General features: G+C 45.4%; 19 protein-coding genes. All 19 read right to left on the reverse strand.

Annotated features, from left to right (window positions below):
- Positions 1–293 precede the first annotated feature (293 nt).
- Positions 294–1,409 (reverse strand): flagellar motor switch phosphatase FliY, encoded by a 1,116-nt coding sequence (fliY, locus tag ATL39_RS05230; RefSeq protein WP_120192245.1) that lies wholly within the window; start codon positions 1,407–1,409, stop codon positions 294–296.
- On the reverse strand, positions 1,402–2,391 hold the full coding sequence (gene fliM, locus ATL39_RS05235; protein WP_120192246.1) for a flagellar motor switch protein FliM: 990 nt from the start codon (positions 2,389–2,391) through the stop codon (positions 1,402–1,404). Before fliM ends, fliY begins: the two co-directional genes overlap by 8 nt.
- Before the next feature lie 19 nt (positions 2,392–2,410).
- Positions 2,411–2,848 carry a flagellar basal body-associated protein FliL gene (gene fliL / locus ATL39_RS05240; RefSeq protein ID WP_120192247.1) on the reverse strand — a complete coding sequence of 146 codons (438 nt, stop codon included), beginning with the start codon at positions 2,846–2,848 and terminating at the stop codon, positions 2,411–2,413.
- Positions 2,849–3,064 (reverse strand): flagellar FlbD family protein, encoded by a 216-nt coding sequence (locus tag ATL39_RS05245; RefSeq protein ID WP_120192248.1) that lies wholly within the window; start codon positions 3,062–3,064, stop codon positions 2,849–2,851.
- Positions 3,065–3,121: 57 nt separating this feature from the next.
- Positions 3,122–3,916, reverse strand: a complete 795-nt coding sequence (gene flgG / locus ATL39_RS05250; protein WP_120192249.1) for a flagellar basal body rod protein FlgG — start codon at positions 3,914–3,916, stop codon at positions 3,122–3,124.
- A gap of 79 nt (positions 3,917–3,995) precedes the next feature.
- Entirely contained in the window at positions 3,996–4,385 is a 390-nt protein-coding gene (locus tag ATL39_RS05255) for a TIGR02530 family flagellar biosynthesis protein (protein ID WP_120192250.1), read from the reverse strand.
- Positions 4,386–4,400: 15 nt separating this feature from the next.
- On the reverse strand, positions 4,401–4,880 hold the full coding sequence (gene flgD / locus ATL39_RS05260) for a flagellar hook assembly protein FlgD (RefSeq protein WP_120192251.1): 480 nt from the start codon (positions 4,878–4,880) through the stop codon (positions 4,401–4,403).
- A gap of 7 nt (positions 4,881–4,887) precedes the next feature.
- Positions 4,888–6,663, reverse strand: coding sequence for a flagellar hook-length control protein FliK (locus ATL39_RS05265; protein ID WP_120192252.1), 1,776 nt, complete (start codon positions 6,661–6,663; stop codon positions 4,888–4,890).
- 33 nt (positions 6,664–6,696) lie between these two features.
- Positions 6,697–7,299, reverse strand: a complete 603-nt coding sequence (locus ATL39_RS05270) for a MotE family protein (RefSeq protein WP_120192253.1) — start codon at positions 7,297–7,299, stop codon at positions 6,697–6,699.
- A 3-nt stretch (positions 7,300–7,302) separates the two neighbouring features.
- Positions 7,303–7,749 (reverse strand): flagellar export protein FliJ, encoded by a 447-nt coding sequence (fliJ, locus tag ATL39_RS05275; RefSeq protein ID WP_120192254.1) that lies wholly within the window; start codon positions 7,747–7,749, stop codon positions 7,303–7,305.
- Positions 7,746–9,065: a flagellar protein export ATPase FliI gene (gene fliI / locus ATL39_RS05280; RefSeq protein WP_120192255.1), complete on the reverse strand. Its 1,320-nt coding sequence runs from the start codon at positions 9,063–9,065 to the stop codon at positions 7,746–7,748. The genes fliJ and fliI overlap by 4 nt, the downstream gene beginning before the upstream one ends.
- Positions 9,040–9,831, reverse strand: coding sequence for a flagellar assembly protein FliH (gene fliH, locus ATL39_RS05285; protein WP_170146843.1), 792 nt, complete (start codon positions 9,829–9,831; stop codon positions 9,040–9,042). Before fliH ends, fliI begins: the two co-directional genes overlap by 26 nt.
- On the reverse strand, positions 9,824–10,837 hold the full coding sequence (fliG, locus tag ATL39_RS05290; RefSeq protein ID WP_120192257.1) for a flagellar motor switch protein FliG: 1,014 nt from the start codon (positions 10,835–10,837) through the stop codon (positions 9,824–9,826). The genes fliH and fliG overlap by 8 nt, the downstream gene beginning before the upstream one ends.
- A gap of 18 nt (positions 10,838–10,855) precedes the next feature.
- Positions 10,856–12,439, reverse strand: a complete 1,584-nt coding sequence (gene fliF / locus ATL39_RS05295; RefSeq protein ID WP_120192258.1) for a flagellar basal-body MS-ring/collar protein FliF — start codon at positions 12,437–12,439, stop codon at positions 10,856–10,858.
- A 27-nt stretch (positions 12,440–12,466) separates the two neighbouring features.
- Complete coding sequence (gene fliE / locus ATL39_RS05300; protein ID WP_120192259.1) at positions 12,467–12,769, reverse strand: flagellar hook-basal body complex protein FliE; 303 nt, start codon at positions 12,767–12,769, stop codon at positions 12,467–12,469.
- Between the two features lie 17 nt (positions 12,770–12,786).
- Positions 12,787–13,239: a flagellar basal body rod protein FlgC gene (gene flgC, locus ATL39_RS05305; protein ID WP_120192260.1), complete on the reverse strand. Its 453-nt coding sequence runs from the start codon at positions 13,237–13,239 to the stop codon at positions 12,787–12,789.
- Positions 13,240–13,242: 3 nt separating this feature from the next.
- Entirely contained in the window at positions 13,243–13,641 is a 399-nt protein-coding gene (gene flgB, locus ATL39_RS05310) for a flagellar basal body rod protein FlgB (protein WP_120192261.1), read from the reverse strand.
- Between the two features lie 273 nt (positions 13,642–13,914).
- Positions 13,915–14,697 carry a GTP-sensing pleiotropic transcriptional regulator CodY gene (gene codY, locus ATL39_RS05315; protein WP_120192262.1) on the reverse strand — a complete coding sequence of 261 codons (783 nt, stop codon included), beginning with the start codon at positions 14,695–14,697 and terminating at the stop codon, positions 13,915–13,917.
- 20 nt (positions 14,698–14,717) lie between these two features.
- A complete protein-coding gene (hslU, locus tag ATL39_RS05320; protein ID WP_120192263.1) occupies positions 14,718–16,112 on the reverse strand; it encodes an ATP-dependent protease ATPase subunit HslU in 1,395 nt (464 codons plus the stop codon).
- Positions 16,113–16,117 lie beyond the last annotated feature (5 nt).

Here is a 16,117-nt window from a genome sequence, read left to right on the forward strand (position 1 = left end):
TATTACAAACTATCAGATCAACTATTAAAATTGTACAAAAAATTAGGACGTTTGTCTAACAGTCTTTTGGTTTTTGAATATGTTAGTAATAAATGCCCAGTTTATTTTTATAGTCCTTTGTACAAGACTGCAGCAGCAGTGATTGTAAATATCTTATGTTTAACCACCAAAGGTAGAATTCCGATAGGATGTTCTATCATTCAAGGAATAAAGGACTACTTTAAGACTAGTTTTTTTCATCACATTAAAAACACGCTATATCCGTTTAGAGATAGCGTGTTTTGAAAAATATTTTATTGAATATGTCGGATTCGGTCTTCCCGGCTTGCGATATCTGTCACACGCACTCCGAAATTTTCATCAATAACGACGACTTCTCCGCGTGCTACCAATTTTTGGTTAACTAAAATATCAACCGGCTCGCCGGCAAGCTTATCCAATTCGATAATGGACCCCTGCGAAAAATGCAGAATATCTTTAATCGATTTCTTTGTCCTGCCCAGTTCTACCGTCACCTCTAATGAAATATCAAGAAGCATGTCGAGATTTTTCGAATCTGATGTCCCGCGTTCCATTTCTTCAAATGGAGAAAAAGCAGCATTTTCGACCCGGTTGGCAGCCGGCTGTTCTTTTGACTCCGAAACAGAAGTGTTGGTTTTTTCCTGCATGGGAGAAGCCGGAGGAACCGGCTCCTCGACGATATGTTCGTCAGCAGAGAGCTCTTCTTCCGGCGTGCCCATTAATTCTTCCACCATTTTTTTAGCAAAAGGAATCGTGACAATCTGCATTAAATAAGAATCAACCAGCGTACCGATTTTCATATGAAACGCAATTTTTACGAGCTTTTTATCTTTAGGTATGTGGGCCGTTCCTTCTTCATTTCCCACGTCCATTACTTCAATACCGGGTGGGGAAATATCTACTTTTTTGTTAAAAATTGTTGACATTGATGTAGAAGCAGATCCCATCATCTGATTCATCGCTTCCTGCATGGCACTTAAATACATTTCACTTAATACAGCCTCCGGAGACGTTCCATCATTACCCATCATTAAATCTGCGATAACGGCCGCATCCGTTGAGTTGATTACCAGTAAGTTGGTTCCTTCAAATCCGGCGGTATAATCTACATTCACTGCAACATGAGGGACAGGAAACTCCTCATTGAGCTCGGAGCTGTCAATAACGGAAATTTCCGGTGTAGTGATTTCCACTTTTTGATTCAGCAGCGTAGAAAGAGCCGTCGCCGCACTTCCAAACGAAATGTTCCCTATTTCTCCGAGCGCATCTTTTTCAATGGAATCCAGCTCAGGCAGTTCCTCTTCGGCTGTTCCCCCGCCGTTTTCTTCTTCTGCTACTCGTTTTAACAGATTGTTGATCTCGTCCTGGGAAAGCATATCATCACTCATTTGGTTCCTCCTTTATTTCTTCTATAATCTGCACGCCGAGCTTTTTTCCACGTCTGCCGGGCTGTGCTTTATACTTGGGCACGCCTTCTGTTAATATCGTCAACGGCTCATTAATTTTCTGGTCGAGTTCAATTACGTCTCCTTCATACAGCTGCAGAAATTCTTCAATCGTAATACTGGAATGACCGAGTACTGCCTGCAGCGTAAGAGGAGCTGTTTTTATCTGATTGGACAGCTTCAGGTACTCTTCCTGATTGGTTTCCTTTTTGGCTGTCTGCATCCAGTAATGCCCGGAAATATCAGGAAGTATATCCTCCATTACAACGTGGGGAAGACAGATATTGATCATACCCGTCGTTTCACCGATAGTCGTCGATAACGAAATCACCACAACCGTTTCATTGGGAGACACCATCTGCAGAAACTGCGGATTTACTTCCATCTCTTCTGCGACCGGATCGATTTCCATTACCGATTCCCATGCCCCTTGAAAAGAATCAAGCATCGTCTGAAAAAGCCTCGTCATAATGATTGTTTCGATTTCTGTTAAATTATCGATTTTATTTACACTGCTGCCGTGACCGCCTAGGAGGCGGTCCATCATGGCATAAGCGATGTTTGGATTCACTTCCATTAAGAGCCGGCCTGCCATAGGCTGTGCTTCAAATACGTTTAAAAGCGTCATTTTCGGTATGGAAATAATAAATTCATCGTACGGCAGCTGATCCACCGTGGAAACGGAAATCTGCACAAACGTCCGCAGCTGTGCGGAAAGGGTGGTAGTGAGCAGTCTGGCGAAATTTTCGTGAATTCTGGAAAGACTGCGGATCTGGTCCTTGGAAAATCGGAGCGCCCGTTTGAAATCATATGTCCGTACTTTTTTTTCATGTTCTTCCTGCTTGAGTTGATCTGCATTCATTTCTCCTGTTGATAATGCAGACATCAGGGCATCTATCTCTCCCTGGGATAATACATCAGCCACTTGCTCCCCCCCTTTATTTCTATTGAATTAAGCGCTGGGTGATGTATACTTTAACCACTTTGCCTTTTGTCATTTCTTTATTTATCGTTTCCTGAAGCGCTTTTTCCATTTCTTTAAGGCCTTCTGTCGTCTGCAGCGATTCTGCAGAACGCGAGGATAAATCCATGATTATTGCGTTTTTAACCTGATAATCTCTTTTCTCCAGCTCTTCTCTTCCTTTTTCCGAATCCAGCTGGATTTTGAATGAGGCTTTAATAAAATGATCATCTGCCAGATTGGTTGTCAGTTCTTCGAGCTCCCAGGAGTTTGCAGCCATCTCATCTGCCGATAATACTTCCGCATCATCCGCTTCTGCCGTTGAGCTGGTGTTTTGGATAAAATAAAACGCTCCAGCCCCGATAACGCCCACGGTTACTATAAAAATTAACAGCATCCCCATTACTTTTTTGTTATTCACTCAGCTCTCCCTTTCCGGGTTTATAATTGATCCCACCAGCCCCATTTTGCGGTATGCTTCCTCACAAAGTGCTTTCACTTCTGTCAGGGATTCTTTTACAAAAATCTTTTTTCCGCTCCATAGCGTAATTGTTGTATCGGGACGGGCTTCCATTTGTTCAATAAAAGGGACATTCAACAAAAACGTATCTCCTGTTAATCTGGTTAATGTAATCATATGTAATATAACAGGCCGGAACCCTGTTTTACCCGGCCTGCTCTCCTTTTCTTAGTATTAACGCTTCAGGCTCATCAGTTCCTGCAGGATTTCGTCTGCCGTTGTAATACCGCGGGTATTGGCCTGGAAACCACGCTGCGCCACGATCATTTCCGTAAATTCATCCGCCAGATCCACGTTGGACATTTCCAGCGTCCCGGAGATAAGATCCCCCCTGCCGTCAACTCCAGGTATATCCTGGACGCCTGCTCCGGAGTTATCCGTTATTCTGTAGGTGCTGCCTCCAGCCTTTGCAAGTCCTTCCGGGTTATTGAACGTAGTAAGAGCTATCTGACCGACATTTTCGTTATCTCCGGCGGCGTTTGTAATGTTTACAGCTCCGTCTGTATTAATACTAAAACTCTGGGCATCTGCCGGAATATTAATTGGACCGCCGTCTGCTCCCTGCAGAATCATACCTTCTGCGTTTACAACGGTTCCGGCTTCATCAAGATAGAAATTACCTGATCTCGTATACAAATCTTCCTCGCCGTTATTCACCTGGAAAAATCCTTCTCCGGTTATACCAAGGTCAAGCTGGCGCCCGGTGTTCTGCAGGCTTCCCTGCGTATGAACCGTATCGATGCTTCCCATTTTGGAACCCATTCCCACCTGCTTGCCGTTAATGCCTCCCTGGCCTCCTGCTGCAGCCTGGGCTCCTCCACCCATCTGCTGGCTGATCATATCCTGAAACGTCGCTCTTCCTTTTTTAAAGCCGAACGTGTTGACGTTGGCGATGTTGTTACTTGTTACGTCCAGCTTCTGTTGAAAGTTCTTCATTCCTGCAATACTTGAATACATGGATTTAATCATAATAATTCCTCCTGGTTTTTTATAAGTTATTTAGCAGCATCAGAATCGTCGGCCTGATGCGTGAAGCTTCCTCGTAAGGTCAGGCTTCTTCTTTTACGAACATCGTTCCGTTAATATTGGTGAATACGTGGTTGCTTGCTTCTTTATGGGTCATTGCCGTAATAACTGTATGATTTTCTGCGCTCACGACAAGCGCCGCATGACTCGTCCATACGACAGAGTCTTTGACTCCCTGATGCCGCGCTTCCAACATCTTTTCTTCAATCGCTTTCCATTCACCTTCCGACACCCGGACGTCCCGCTGCAGGATTCTTTTTTCTGCATGTCTGCTGATTTTCAGCGGTTCGGCCTGCCGGGAATGAAGCAGTTCGGCAAAAGAGGCTTTCTGGCTGTTATCTGCGGGCTGCTTCACCGCCGTGGCTGGATGTGGAAGCCGGTTCCAGTCCTGCTTTCCAATATCCTGAATCATAGGTTGGGATCCTCTCTATAAGGTTGGGGGTTCCGCAGTGCCCTTGTCTGCCCTTACCTGCACGAGCTGGGAACTGTCAATCCAGCTGTTGTTGTCCAGTAAATAGCGGATAGCGCCTTTGCTGTCTTTCTGAACGGACGTCACTGTATTTTGATGATCTTTTGTTTCAGCCAGCCCATTTACTTCGTCCCCTTTAGACTGCCATGTAATTTCTTTATTGATCAGCTGGCTGTGCTGGACAAGCGAGCCGCTTTCCTGCGCTTCTGTAAATTTCTGCAGCGACTGATTCATATTTGTCATTTGCTCCAGTGAGGAAAAAGAGGCCATCTGCGCAATGAATTCCTTATCTTCCATTGGATTCATCGGATCCTGGTTCTGCAGCTGAGCGATTAGTATTTTTAAAAATTCATCTTTTCCGAGTGCACCGTCTTTTGCGTCTTTTACAGCGACTTTATTATCCTGGGGAAGCAGGTAATTCATATCTACACTATTCATTTTATCCCTACACTTTCTCGTTAAAGAGTATGTCTTCGAGGACATCTGAGAATGCTGATTCTTCAGAGTCCGGTTCAGGCTGAATATGTTTAAACAGACGGCGCTTTTCTTCCTGCTCCTCTTTTTCTTTCAAGAGGCTCTCCTGCTGTTCCGTAATATCAATCCGTTCCACCTGCAGCTGCTGGGAAGCGAAGCTCTGCCTTAACGAAGGAAGATTCTGCTCCATAATCTCTCTTGCTCCTTTGGAAGAAGCGGTGAGCTGGGCCGTCATGACCCCATCCTTCATTAAAATTTTCATATCAATCCGCCCTAAATGGGCAGGTCTTAATATTAAAGTGAGCTGCTGAGTTCCATTTTTAAATGCCTGAAGCGATGATCTGTTTAATATTTCCTGAAACTGCTTAATAAATTCCTGCTGCCGGCCATGAGCCGTTTTCGCTTCACCCAGCTGTATGAGAACCTGCTGGGCCTGCGGGATCGCTCCTGACTCTACTGCAGGTTTTGTTAAAACCTGCTGCAGTTCAGCCCCGCCATCAGTTCTCGAAACTGCAGCTGGACTGATACCCGTTTCCACCTGTGCCGCACCTGGCTTTTCAGGCAGAACAGGTCCGGAGCTTCCCGCTTCCGATAAAAGCTGCACGAAGCGGATGGGATCTGTAATCACTTTGTAGCCTTCTGTCGTTTTTCTGTTCGCCTCCGCTCCCAGCTCTTTTACAACCAGCACTGGTGCTTTAACCGTATCTGTCCTTTTTTCATCGGCAGCGGTACCTGGCGGTGGACTGCCTTTTAATAACTCAGGCAATCGGACCGAAGCCGGCGATCCATTTTTTAACAGCTCCTGCCCGGATGGAATGGCTGCTTTCATCGTTGTGTCGTTCAAGACGGCTTTTAATACATCTAATTCTGAAGCCAGTCCGGATAATGCTTTTTTTACAACAGCAGGTTCTGCGCCGGCTGCGACTGCTTTTTCCAGGTTGGATACTGCTTTTTCCAACGCCGGTGTGATCAAGGCAGCTTCTTTTAGAATGGGATGATTTTTGAGGGCAGGAAGCTCTTTTGCTGCCTGCTCTACTATCAACCGGCCTTCCGGTTCTGCCTTCGTTGTTTGATCTTCCGCTGCAGTTTCGCTTTGTTGATGAAGATGATGAATCTGTTGAAGAAGAGCGGCCTCCGGATGGGATGCAGCAGTTTCTACTGCCCTGTTTCGAATCACAAGAGCAGTGACAGCTGAAATAACAAGTTCCGGCTTTACCTTACTGTTGTTTTCCACAGCGTCCGCCGCGTCGTATACGGCTGCTTCCTGTATTTGAAGCGCTTCGACATCTGTTTTCTGCCAATTCACTTCAGCGCCCTGTTCCTGAACGTTCTGTTGTTCAAAAAAAACATGCAGTTCGTTTTCCAGAAAAGAAGAATCGTATGTTTGGAAGAGCTTGTTTACTTGTTCAGCAATTTCTTCAGCCGATAATCCGGACTGTGAAGATGAAAGTTTTTCCAATTTCGCTTGCAGCTCTTCGGCGGCAGGTGACGAGTCCGATGCTTCTGCAGTCACAGAAAAGGCTTTTTTCAGCGTCGTTATAATATGATCTAATGACGCTTCTGCTTCCATCCTGCTCTCCGGGGCATCTTTTCCCGACTCGTTACCGCTTTCCTGCTGCATTTCATTATAATTTCTGCCCGCTTTACCTAGAACATCGAGGAAACCAGCATTGGTTCCTTTAGCCTGGTTCGGGGCCCCCGCCGGTTTAATCCCGGAAAGGCTTAATATCTGCTGAATAGCCTGCACTAGTTCACCTCCTTTCTTAGTAATACAGTAGTATCATCCGGTTTCTGCGGCAGGTTCTGCAAATGCTCCCATAATTACCGCTGCTTTTTCCACTTCCATTTTTTCCAATATAGCGGATCGGTTTTCTGTATTCATTTCCTGCATGTGGCGGATCGCTTCAGCATCGTCCAATTCATTTAGTATAGCTGCTGCATTTTTTGCGGACATTTCTTCATACATGGAAGCAAGTTCTGCCAGCTCAGGGTTGGGTTCGATTTCTTCTTCTTCCGCATCTGCTTCTTGTCCCGCTGCGTCCACTTCCTCCTGCATCGAAAGCAGCTCTTCATCCTTTTCAACGAGTTCCTGCTCCATTGCCTGTATTTCCTCTTCAAGCAGGGCGATCGTCTCTTCATTTTCCGGGGATGCTCCAGCTTCCTGCTCCGGTTCATCTTCCACAAGGGCGGAGATGCCCGGTATGCCGGCAGCCGCATTTTTGCTCATTTCCGCAAGCGGTACGCCCATCATCGACAAAATAACGACGCCGATAATGATCGCAAAAGTGACCGGTACGAGTACAATCAACACAAACCACTGCACCATACCGCCTTTTTTTTCTTTCTCTTTTTCATCAATGGATGGTTTTTTCGTTTTCGCCATTGCTTAATTCCCGTTAAAAACAAAGGCCCGTGCAGAAAGTTCGTCCATTAATTTTGCATCGGTTTGTTTTGTAAGCTTTGTTTCTTCTTCTTTCTTTTTTTCCAGAAGTTTTTCATATTTTTTAAACTCCTGAAAAGAAACCGTCAGTTCTTCTTTAGCAGTATCCATTTTGGAGCGCGCTTTGTTTGTTTCTACTGTTAATGTATGTATGTCCTGATGTATAAATTTCATTACTTTTCCGTGGTGCTGTAAATGCAGAACAGGCACACCTGCTCTTAGAGCTTCGGTATCTTTACCTTCCTGCTCTTCTTTCTTTCGGAGAAGTTCGTACAATTTTGTAGCCGTTTCTTCAAAAAAAGTAAGCGCCTGCTGATATTCCTTCGTTTTTACCTGTTTTTCCTGTTCGTGCCACTTCAGCATTTTTTCAAAAACGTCTCTTGTTTTACTCATGGCCGCTCTCCTTCACCAAAATCTTTTAATAACTGCTCCTCTGCTTCTAACAGGGTAAAGCGCTCTGTTTCTTCCTGCTGGACGAACTGTAATGTCAGCTCCCGCATGGAAACAGCTTCATCAATCTTCTGCGAAGAACCTCTTTTATAGGCACCGATCTGGATTAAATCCTCAGCTTCTGTATAGGTGGCCAGCATTTCCCTCAGCCTTCTGGCAGCTTTTGCATGATCCGTTGAAACGACTTCATTCATTACACGGCTGACGCTTTTTAATACGTTAATGGATGGATAATGAGCTTTATCGGCAAGGCTGCGGTCCAGCACAAAGTGTCCATCCAGAATACCCCGCACCGCATCTGCTATTGGTTCATTAAAATCGTCCCCATCCACGAGCACCGTGTAAAAAGCGGTAATTGATCCGGCACTGCTTGTTCCCGATCGTTCCAGAAGACTGGGCAGCATAGCGAAAACAGAAGGAGTATATCCTTTCGTTGTCGGTGGTTCCCCGACGGCAAGTCCTATTTCACGCTGAGCCATGGCAAAGCGGGTAACAGAATCCATCATCAAGTTCACTTTTTTGCCCTGGTCCCTGAAATATTCGGCAACGGCGGTGGCTGTCATTGCACCTTTTATTCTCATTAGGGCGGTCTGGTCTGATGTAGCAGCCACTACAATAGATTTTTTCATGCCTTCTTCCCCAAGATCTCTTTCAATAAAATCCTTTACTTCGCGCCCCCGCTCCCCGATAAGCGCAATTACGTTAATATCGGCTTCGGAATAACGGGTGATCATGGACAGCAGCGTACTCTTTCCTACTCCGCTTCCGGCGAAAATTCCTACACGCTGACCTTCCCCTACCGTAAGCAGCCCGTCTATAACTTTAATGCCAAGCGACATCGGCGCTTTTATCCGGGGTCTTGATAACGGATTGGGCGGTTCTTTGGACGTATTTACTTTAAGCAGCCCGGAAGGAAGCGGTCTGCCGTCCATAGGCTCTCCCATGCCGTCAATAACTCTGCCGATCAGGCCGGTGCCTGCCGATATCTGCAGCGGTTTTCGTGTTGTTTCCACCAGACTGCCCGGGCTGATATCCGTTCCTTTTTTTAAGGGCATCAACAAAACGTTTTCTTCTTTAAAACCAACAACTTCTGCTGTGATTGGCGTTGATTGATCGGAGTGATGAATATAGCAGAGATCTCCTATGGACGTTTTTGGCCCTTTTGACTCAATAGTTAATCCCACAACTTTCGTTACTTTGCCATAACGAATGTAAGGACTCACTTTCTCGATGCTAGGAAGCAGTTGAATGGCTTTCATCAGCAGCCCCTTCTTCCAGCAGCTTCTCCAGCTGCTGCTTTATTTCCGCAAATTGAGTGTCAAGAGACGCATTCACCCTTCCAAATGGCGTTTCTATGTAACACTGATTTTGTTCAAGCTGATGACTAGGTACAATCCAGAGCTGTTGATTTTGATACAGTACCGCTTCTATTTCATCTTTGCGGTCAACGGTAATATCATATTGGTCGGGCGCCACATAAATAGTTATTTCTTTTTCTTCTTTCACTTCAATAAGTGCCTGTTTTACCAGATCCACCCAAAGTGTTTCATCCTGAAGAACGGATTTTCCAAGCATTCGTTCCGCTACCGCCATAGCCAGTTTCAAAATCGTCCCTTCAGACGCTTCCAGGTAGGCTTCTTTTTCCACACGGGAAGACTGTACTACCCGGCCTGCTTTGTCTATTTCTTCTTCCCAGCTTTTTTTTCCGGTCTCATAACCTTCTGCGAAGCCTTCCGCAGCACCGGCCTGCTTTGCATCTTCATACGCCTGCTGAATTCCTGCTTTCGAATCCTCTTCTTCCCGGCTTATTTGAAAGCGGACCTGTTCGAGTTCCCGCTCTGCCTGTTCCAGCTTAGCGCGGGCATCCGCTTCAACCTGCCGCGCCCGGATTCTGGTCCGGTGAATTTCCGGCAGGACAGAAGAGCCCTGGGTAGTTTGTTTTTCCGGAATAAAGGAGGCGTGAATAGCTATAGAGCGTTCAGAAGCCTCGTAAAGCGCATGTGTTTCTTTAATTACTCTAGACAACGATATCGTCCCCTCCCCCTCTTGTAATAACAATTTCCCCATTCTCTTCCAGGCGGCGCACGGTATTAACGATGCGCGTCTGGGCTTCTTCCACACTTTTAACCCGTACAGGCCCCATATACTCCATCTCTTCTTTGAATGATTCGGCCATCCGGTCGGACATATTCTGGAAAATAATAGACTTTACTTCTTCACTGGCTACTTTCAGGCTGAGCTGCAGGTCTTCGTTTTCCACATCCCGGATGACGCGCTGAATCGAGCGTTTGTCCAGAGTAACAATATCTTCAAATACGAACATCCGCTTTTTGATTTCTTCGGCCAGTTCAGAATCCTCCGCCTCCAGTGCCTCCAGTATGGTTCTTTCAGTGGCTCTGTCTACGCTGTTTAATACTTCAACAACCGACTCAATGCCGCCGGCCTCGGTATAGTCCTGAGTCACCGTTGCTGAGAGCTTCTGTTCCAGAATATGCTCCACCTGGCTGACGATTTCAGGCGAAGTGCTGTCCATGGTAGCGATACGTTTTGCTACATCCGCCTGCAGTTTTTCAGGAAGAGCGGACAAAACCTGTCCTGCCTGCTCCGACTGCAGATACGAGAGAATAAGCGCAATCGTCTGAGGATGTTCATTTTGAATAAAGTTAAGAATCTGGCCCGCATCCGCTTTCCTCGCAAAGTCAAACGGCTTTACATGCAGCGTGGACGTGAGTCTTTCAATCATCTTCATGGCATGGTCTTCTCCGAGTGCTTTTTCAAGCACATTCTTCGCATAGCCGATGCCGCCCTGGGTAATGTATTCCTGTGCCATGGCAATGTGATGAAATTCGTCCATAATCGTATCTTTCACATCATTTTCCACTCTGCGCACGTTGGCAATTTCCAATGTTAATTTTTCAATTTCCTGCTCCGTCAAATGTTTATATACTCCTGCGCTGACATCAGGGCCCATGGAGATAAGAAGAATAGCGGCTTTTTGTCTGCCGTTTAATTTATCTTTTGTTTTTGCCACTGCTCTGCCTCCTCTCTTTTAGTCATCTGAAAGCCACGTTCTTAACAGCTTTGTGAATTCATCCGGGTTTTCCTTAGCCAGTTTTTCCAGCTGCTTTCTTTTAGCCGTTTCCGGTGACTCCTGCGGCTCTTGCAACGGCAGGACTGGATCAGGCACTGCTGACGCTTCCAGCTCATCAATATCTTCTTCCTCATCTGCTTTTCTGCGCCGGATAAGAATAATGACCAGAACAATTACTGCAGCGGCAAGAACGCCTCCTATTGCATAAGCCCACCATGGAAGACCGTTTCCGGCTTCTTCGGTTTCTACTTTTCCATTAAACGCCTGGGAAGAAACAAAAATTTTATCTTCAATGTCTCCGGCATTTTCTTCGTTTAAAAATTCTTCATCAATACTGGTGCTAACCGCCGTTGTAAGAATGTCTTCAATATCGGCAATGCTTTCAGCCGGCAGCGAGTTGGGATCTTCCGGATCCGGCGGCTCTACCATCACCTGAATACCAAGGTCTCTTATTTTATATGGACTCTCTGCAATTTCTTTGTGGATTCGGTTTACTTCTGTATTAATTCTCTCTTCTGTCCGTTCGGAATCTCCGGCTGCACCGTAGGCTCCGGCAGGATAGTTAGCTATATCCTCTTCTCCGGCTCCAACAACTCCGCCCTCTTCCACATCTGCTCCTTCAAAGGTTTCGGTTATACGTTCTGCACTCACTTCCAGCCCTTCCATGTTTTCTTCATCTACAGGCTCCACAAGCGCTTCTTCCCGGTTCTCCTGGGTAAAGTCAATATCTGTGGTAACAGAAACAACTACTTTGTCATTGCCCATCATCGTGCCGAGCATTTGGTGCAGCTGCTGCTGAAGGTCTTTTTCTATTTGCTTCTGAATTTCATTTTGTTCTTCAAAAGCACTCATCGTGCCGCCTGAGCCGCCGCCGTCGTAATCGAACTGTTCTGAATTCTGGTTCATGATAACAACGTTTTCGACCGGCAGGTTGGGTACACTTTTCGATACGAGGTGGTAGAGTGCTTTAATCTCGGACTCTTCGAGGGTTTCACTTCCCATTTCCACCACGATAGAAGCGGTTGCTGTGCCGGCTTCGTCAGCAAGCCATGTTGATTCTTCCGGAAGGGTGATCATCACGCTAGCCGCCTGCACGCCGTTAATATTTTCAATAAGCCCCTGCAGTTCCGTCTGCATCGCAGCGCGTTCCATAACAGAGAACTCATTATCGGTCATGCCAAATCCCATCTGATCTTCAATAAACGTATAATCGATCGCTCCGCTTTCGGGGATGCCTTCTGATGCCAGCTCTACTTTAAGGGCATCCGCCTGTTCTTTCGGAACGCTTATGCTTGTTCCATCGTTTGTAATCTCTGACTTTACGCCCTTGCTGTCCAGGCTTTCTTTAATCTGCCCTGCTTCTGCGGCTGGAAGATCCGAATACAAGGTAACGTAATTGGTTCTCATCGTGAAGAATAGCAGTAAAAAGAAAAATAGGATAATAGCAAGAAGGCCGCTTATTAACATCACATGCTGCTTTTTTGTTTTAGCAGACCAGTACTCTTTCCATTTCGCTCTTAATGTTGAAAATTGTTCCTTCATAGCTCCCCCAGCTCTCGCCCTGCTTTCTTACACCTGCATGCGCATAATTTCTTGATAAGCTTCAATCACTTTATTTCTTACTTCTACCGTGGTTTGCAGCATAACGCTTGATTTCTCCGCTGCCACCATAACTTCATGCAGGTTATCTGTTTCTCCTGTTGCAAGTTTTGTTGTCATTTCATCCGAATGCAGAGACGCTTTATTCACGTTTGTTACAGCGTCATTTAAAACATCTTTAAACGAATTCATTGCTTCTGCCGGAGTATTTTCAGCCGGCTTCTGCTGAAGAGCTCCTGAAGCACTGTTAGGCATAACCGATTCTATATTCATTTTCTGCCTCTTTTCTATTAATTTCTGCCAATCTCAAGTGCTTTGAGCATCATATTCTTTGTGGCATTCATTGTTGTAACGTTTGCTTCATAAGATCTTGTTGCTCCCATCATATTCACCATCTCTTTTAATGGATCTACGTTTGGCAGCTGTACATAGCCTTCCTCATTGGCTTCCGGGTGTTCAGGCTGGTACACTTCCCGAAAAGGCGTCGTGTCATCCTGGATCGTACGCACATTCACGCCGCCCTGATCGGGACTGCCTTTCTTCATCGCCTGTGAAAGATGGGAGGAAAAGTTTTCCTGCGGCTCGAAAGCCACCATCTTTCTTCTGTAGGGCTCCCATTCTCCGTCCACCAGCGTTCCTCTCGTGGAGTCGGCATTTGCCACGTTAGCGGAAGTAACATCCATGCGGAGCCGCTGCGCAGTAAGAGCGCTTGCGGATGCATTAATACCATCAAATAATGCCATTTATTAAGACCCTCCCCGTACAGCTGTTTTCAGGCTGCCAAATTTCCCGCTGAGACGGTCGGTCACAGCATTAAAGTAAAGCTGATTTTTAGCCAGCTCGGACATTTCCTTATCAATATCAACGCCGTTCCCATTTGCATGGTACATTTCCTGGGTCTTTTCGTTTATGTATGAATCTTTATTCCCACTACTAAAGTTTATATGCTTCGCATTCGTCTTATGGGCCTGAAGACCCTGCTCTGCAGATGCTTCTTCCAGACTCTGCTTAAAGGAAGCTCTTCTTTCTTTATAACCCGGTGTATCAGCATTTGCTATGTTCTGCGAAATAGCTTTTTGTTCATTGGCCGCCCCGGATAACCCGCGTTCCAGCTGTTGAATAGTTGTGGAATCAAATAATCCCATACTTTTTCCTCCTATTTTATTTTATTAGCATGTTTATATACCAAGACATTTTGACAGTATTTATTCCAAAAAATTACATTTAACTAGCTTAACTATTAAAATTGTATAAAAAAATAGGACGTTTGTCTAATAGAGTTTGTATTATTCATAAAGTCGCTAATAAATACCCAGTTTAAATAAATAGTCCTATTCACCATCCTTTTGTACTATTTTCCATCTAAGCAGTTTTTTCATAAAAAAAACCCCGCCTTATCCAGGCGGGGAAACATTGAGTTAATTACTTGATTTAATTTTATCCAGCTCTACTAAAAATTTATCATTAAGCACTTTAATATATGTGCCTTTCATGCCAAGCGATCTTGATTCAATCACTCCTGCGCTTTCCAGCTTTCTCAGTGCGTTCACGATTACAGATCTTGTAATGCCGACGCGGTCTGCAATTTTACTGGCTACGAGCAGTCCTTCTTTACCGTCCAGCTCTTCAAAAATATGCTCCACGGCTTCTAATTCACTGTATGACAACGAGCTGATAGCCATCTGCACAACAGCTTTGCTTCTGGCTTCTTCTTCAATTTCCTGGGTTTTTTCATGAAGAATTTCCATTCCTACTACGGTTGCGCCGTATTCAGCAAGGATTAGGTCATCATCATTAAACGATTCATTCAGTCTCGCCAATACGAGCGTGCCCAGGCGCTGTCCGCCTCCGGTAATTGGTACTACCGTCGTAAGACCGGATTTAAACAGGTCTTTGTTTTCTACAGGAAAAGCGGTATATTCACTGTTCACATCAAGATTCGACGACGTTTCTTCAAGCTTGAAAAGGCCGGTCGTATATTCTTCCGGGAATTGTCTTTCTTCAAGCATTTTTTTCATTCGTTCATTTTCAATTTCCTGCTTTATAGAAAAACCAAGCAGCTTTCCACGCCGGCTCACTACAAATACGTTGGCCCCAATAACTTCCTGCAGGGTTTCTGCCATGTCTTTAAAGTTCACATGGTCTCCTGTTGTTTTTTGCAGCATTTCATTAATTTTCCTGCTTTTTGATAGTAAATCCATTGATGCATCCTCCTTGTCCCCTATAAAATATATCGGCTCATATCTCTATTTTTAGCTATAGAAGCCAGTTTTTCTTCTACATATTCCGGGGTAATTGTTATTTTATCCATAGTAATACTTGATGCTTCAAACGAGAGGTCTTCCAGAAGCCGCTCCAGCAGCGTATGAAGCCTTCTTGCTCCTATATCCTCTGTCTGCTGGTTCACTTCCAGAGCGAGCTCTGCGATCTTTCTAATGGCCGCATCGCTGAACTCCACTTTAATATCTTCTGTAGCCAGCAGCGCCTGATACTGTTTTAATAGAGCATGATCAGGCTCTTTTAGGATTTTTATAAAGTCTTCTATATTTAAGCTGTCCAGTTCCACCCGAATAGGAAAACGTCCCTGCAGCTCCGGAATTAAATCGGAAGGCTTGGACATGTGAAAGGCTCCGGCTGCAATAAACAATATGTGGTCTGTTTTCACAGGTCCATATTTTGTTGTAACCGTTGATCCTTCTACAATAGGAAGAATATCGCGCTGCACGCCTTCCCGTGAAACATCCGCGCTGCTGTTCTGCTGTTTGCCAGCTACTTTATCCATTTCATCTATAAATATGATGCCGAGCTGCTCTGCTTTGAACACAGCATCCTGGCCTATTTCATCCATATCCACAAGCTTTTGTGCTTCCTGTTCGGTTATTACTTTTCTAGCTTCTCTTACGGTCAGCTTCCGCGTTGTTTTTTTCTTCGGAAGCATACTGCTCATCATTTCCTGCATGTTCATACCCATTTGATCCATGCCGGCACCCTGAAACATATCCGCCATCGGAGAAGACTGCTGTTCTACTTCCACCTGTACGATATGGTCTTCGAGTTCGCCCATACGCAGCTGATGATCTATCTGCCGTCTCTGCTGGGCAATCGACTGATCTTCCTGCTCAGGCTCTTCTTCCTCTTCATTCTGCTGCTGAAAAAGCATCTCAAATGGATTTTTTACAGAGGACTGCTTTTTCTTTTTCTCCGGAACGAGGAGCTTAACCAGCCTTTTGTTCGCTTCACGTTCTGCTTCTCCCTGCACGCTGGCCATCTTTTCTTCTTTTACAAGCCGTACCGACGTTTCCACCAGATCCCGGATCATTGATTCCACATCGCGGCCGACATAGCCGACTTCCGTGAACTTGGTCGCTTCTACTTTAGCAAACGGCGCCCCGGCCAGCTTAGCAAGTCTGCGGGCAATTTCTGTTTTACCCACACCGGTGGGGCCGATCATAAGGATATTTTTGGGAGTGATTTCCTCCTGGACCGATTCTGTCAGCCTGCTTCGGCGGTAGCGGTTACGAAGGGCTACTGCTACGGAGCGCTTGGCTGAATGCTGGCCTACAATATATTGGTCCAGTTTTTCAACTATTTCTTTTGGGGTAAGCGATATGCTCATGCTTT

Origin of the sequence: Sinobaca qinghaiensis, from assembly GCF_003610495.1 — a bacterium.
Taxonomy (GTDB): Bacteria; Bacillota; Bacilli; order Bacillales; family Marinococcaceae; genus Sinobaca; species Sinobaca qinghaiensis.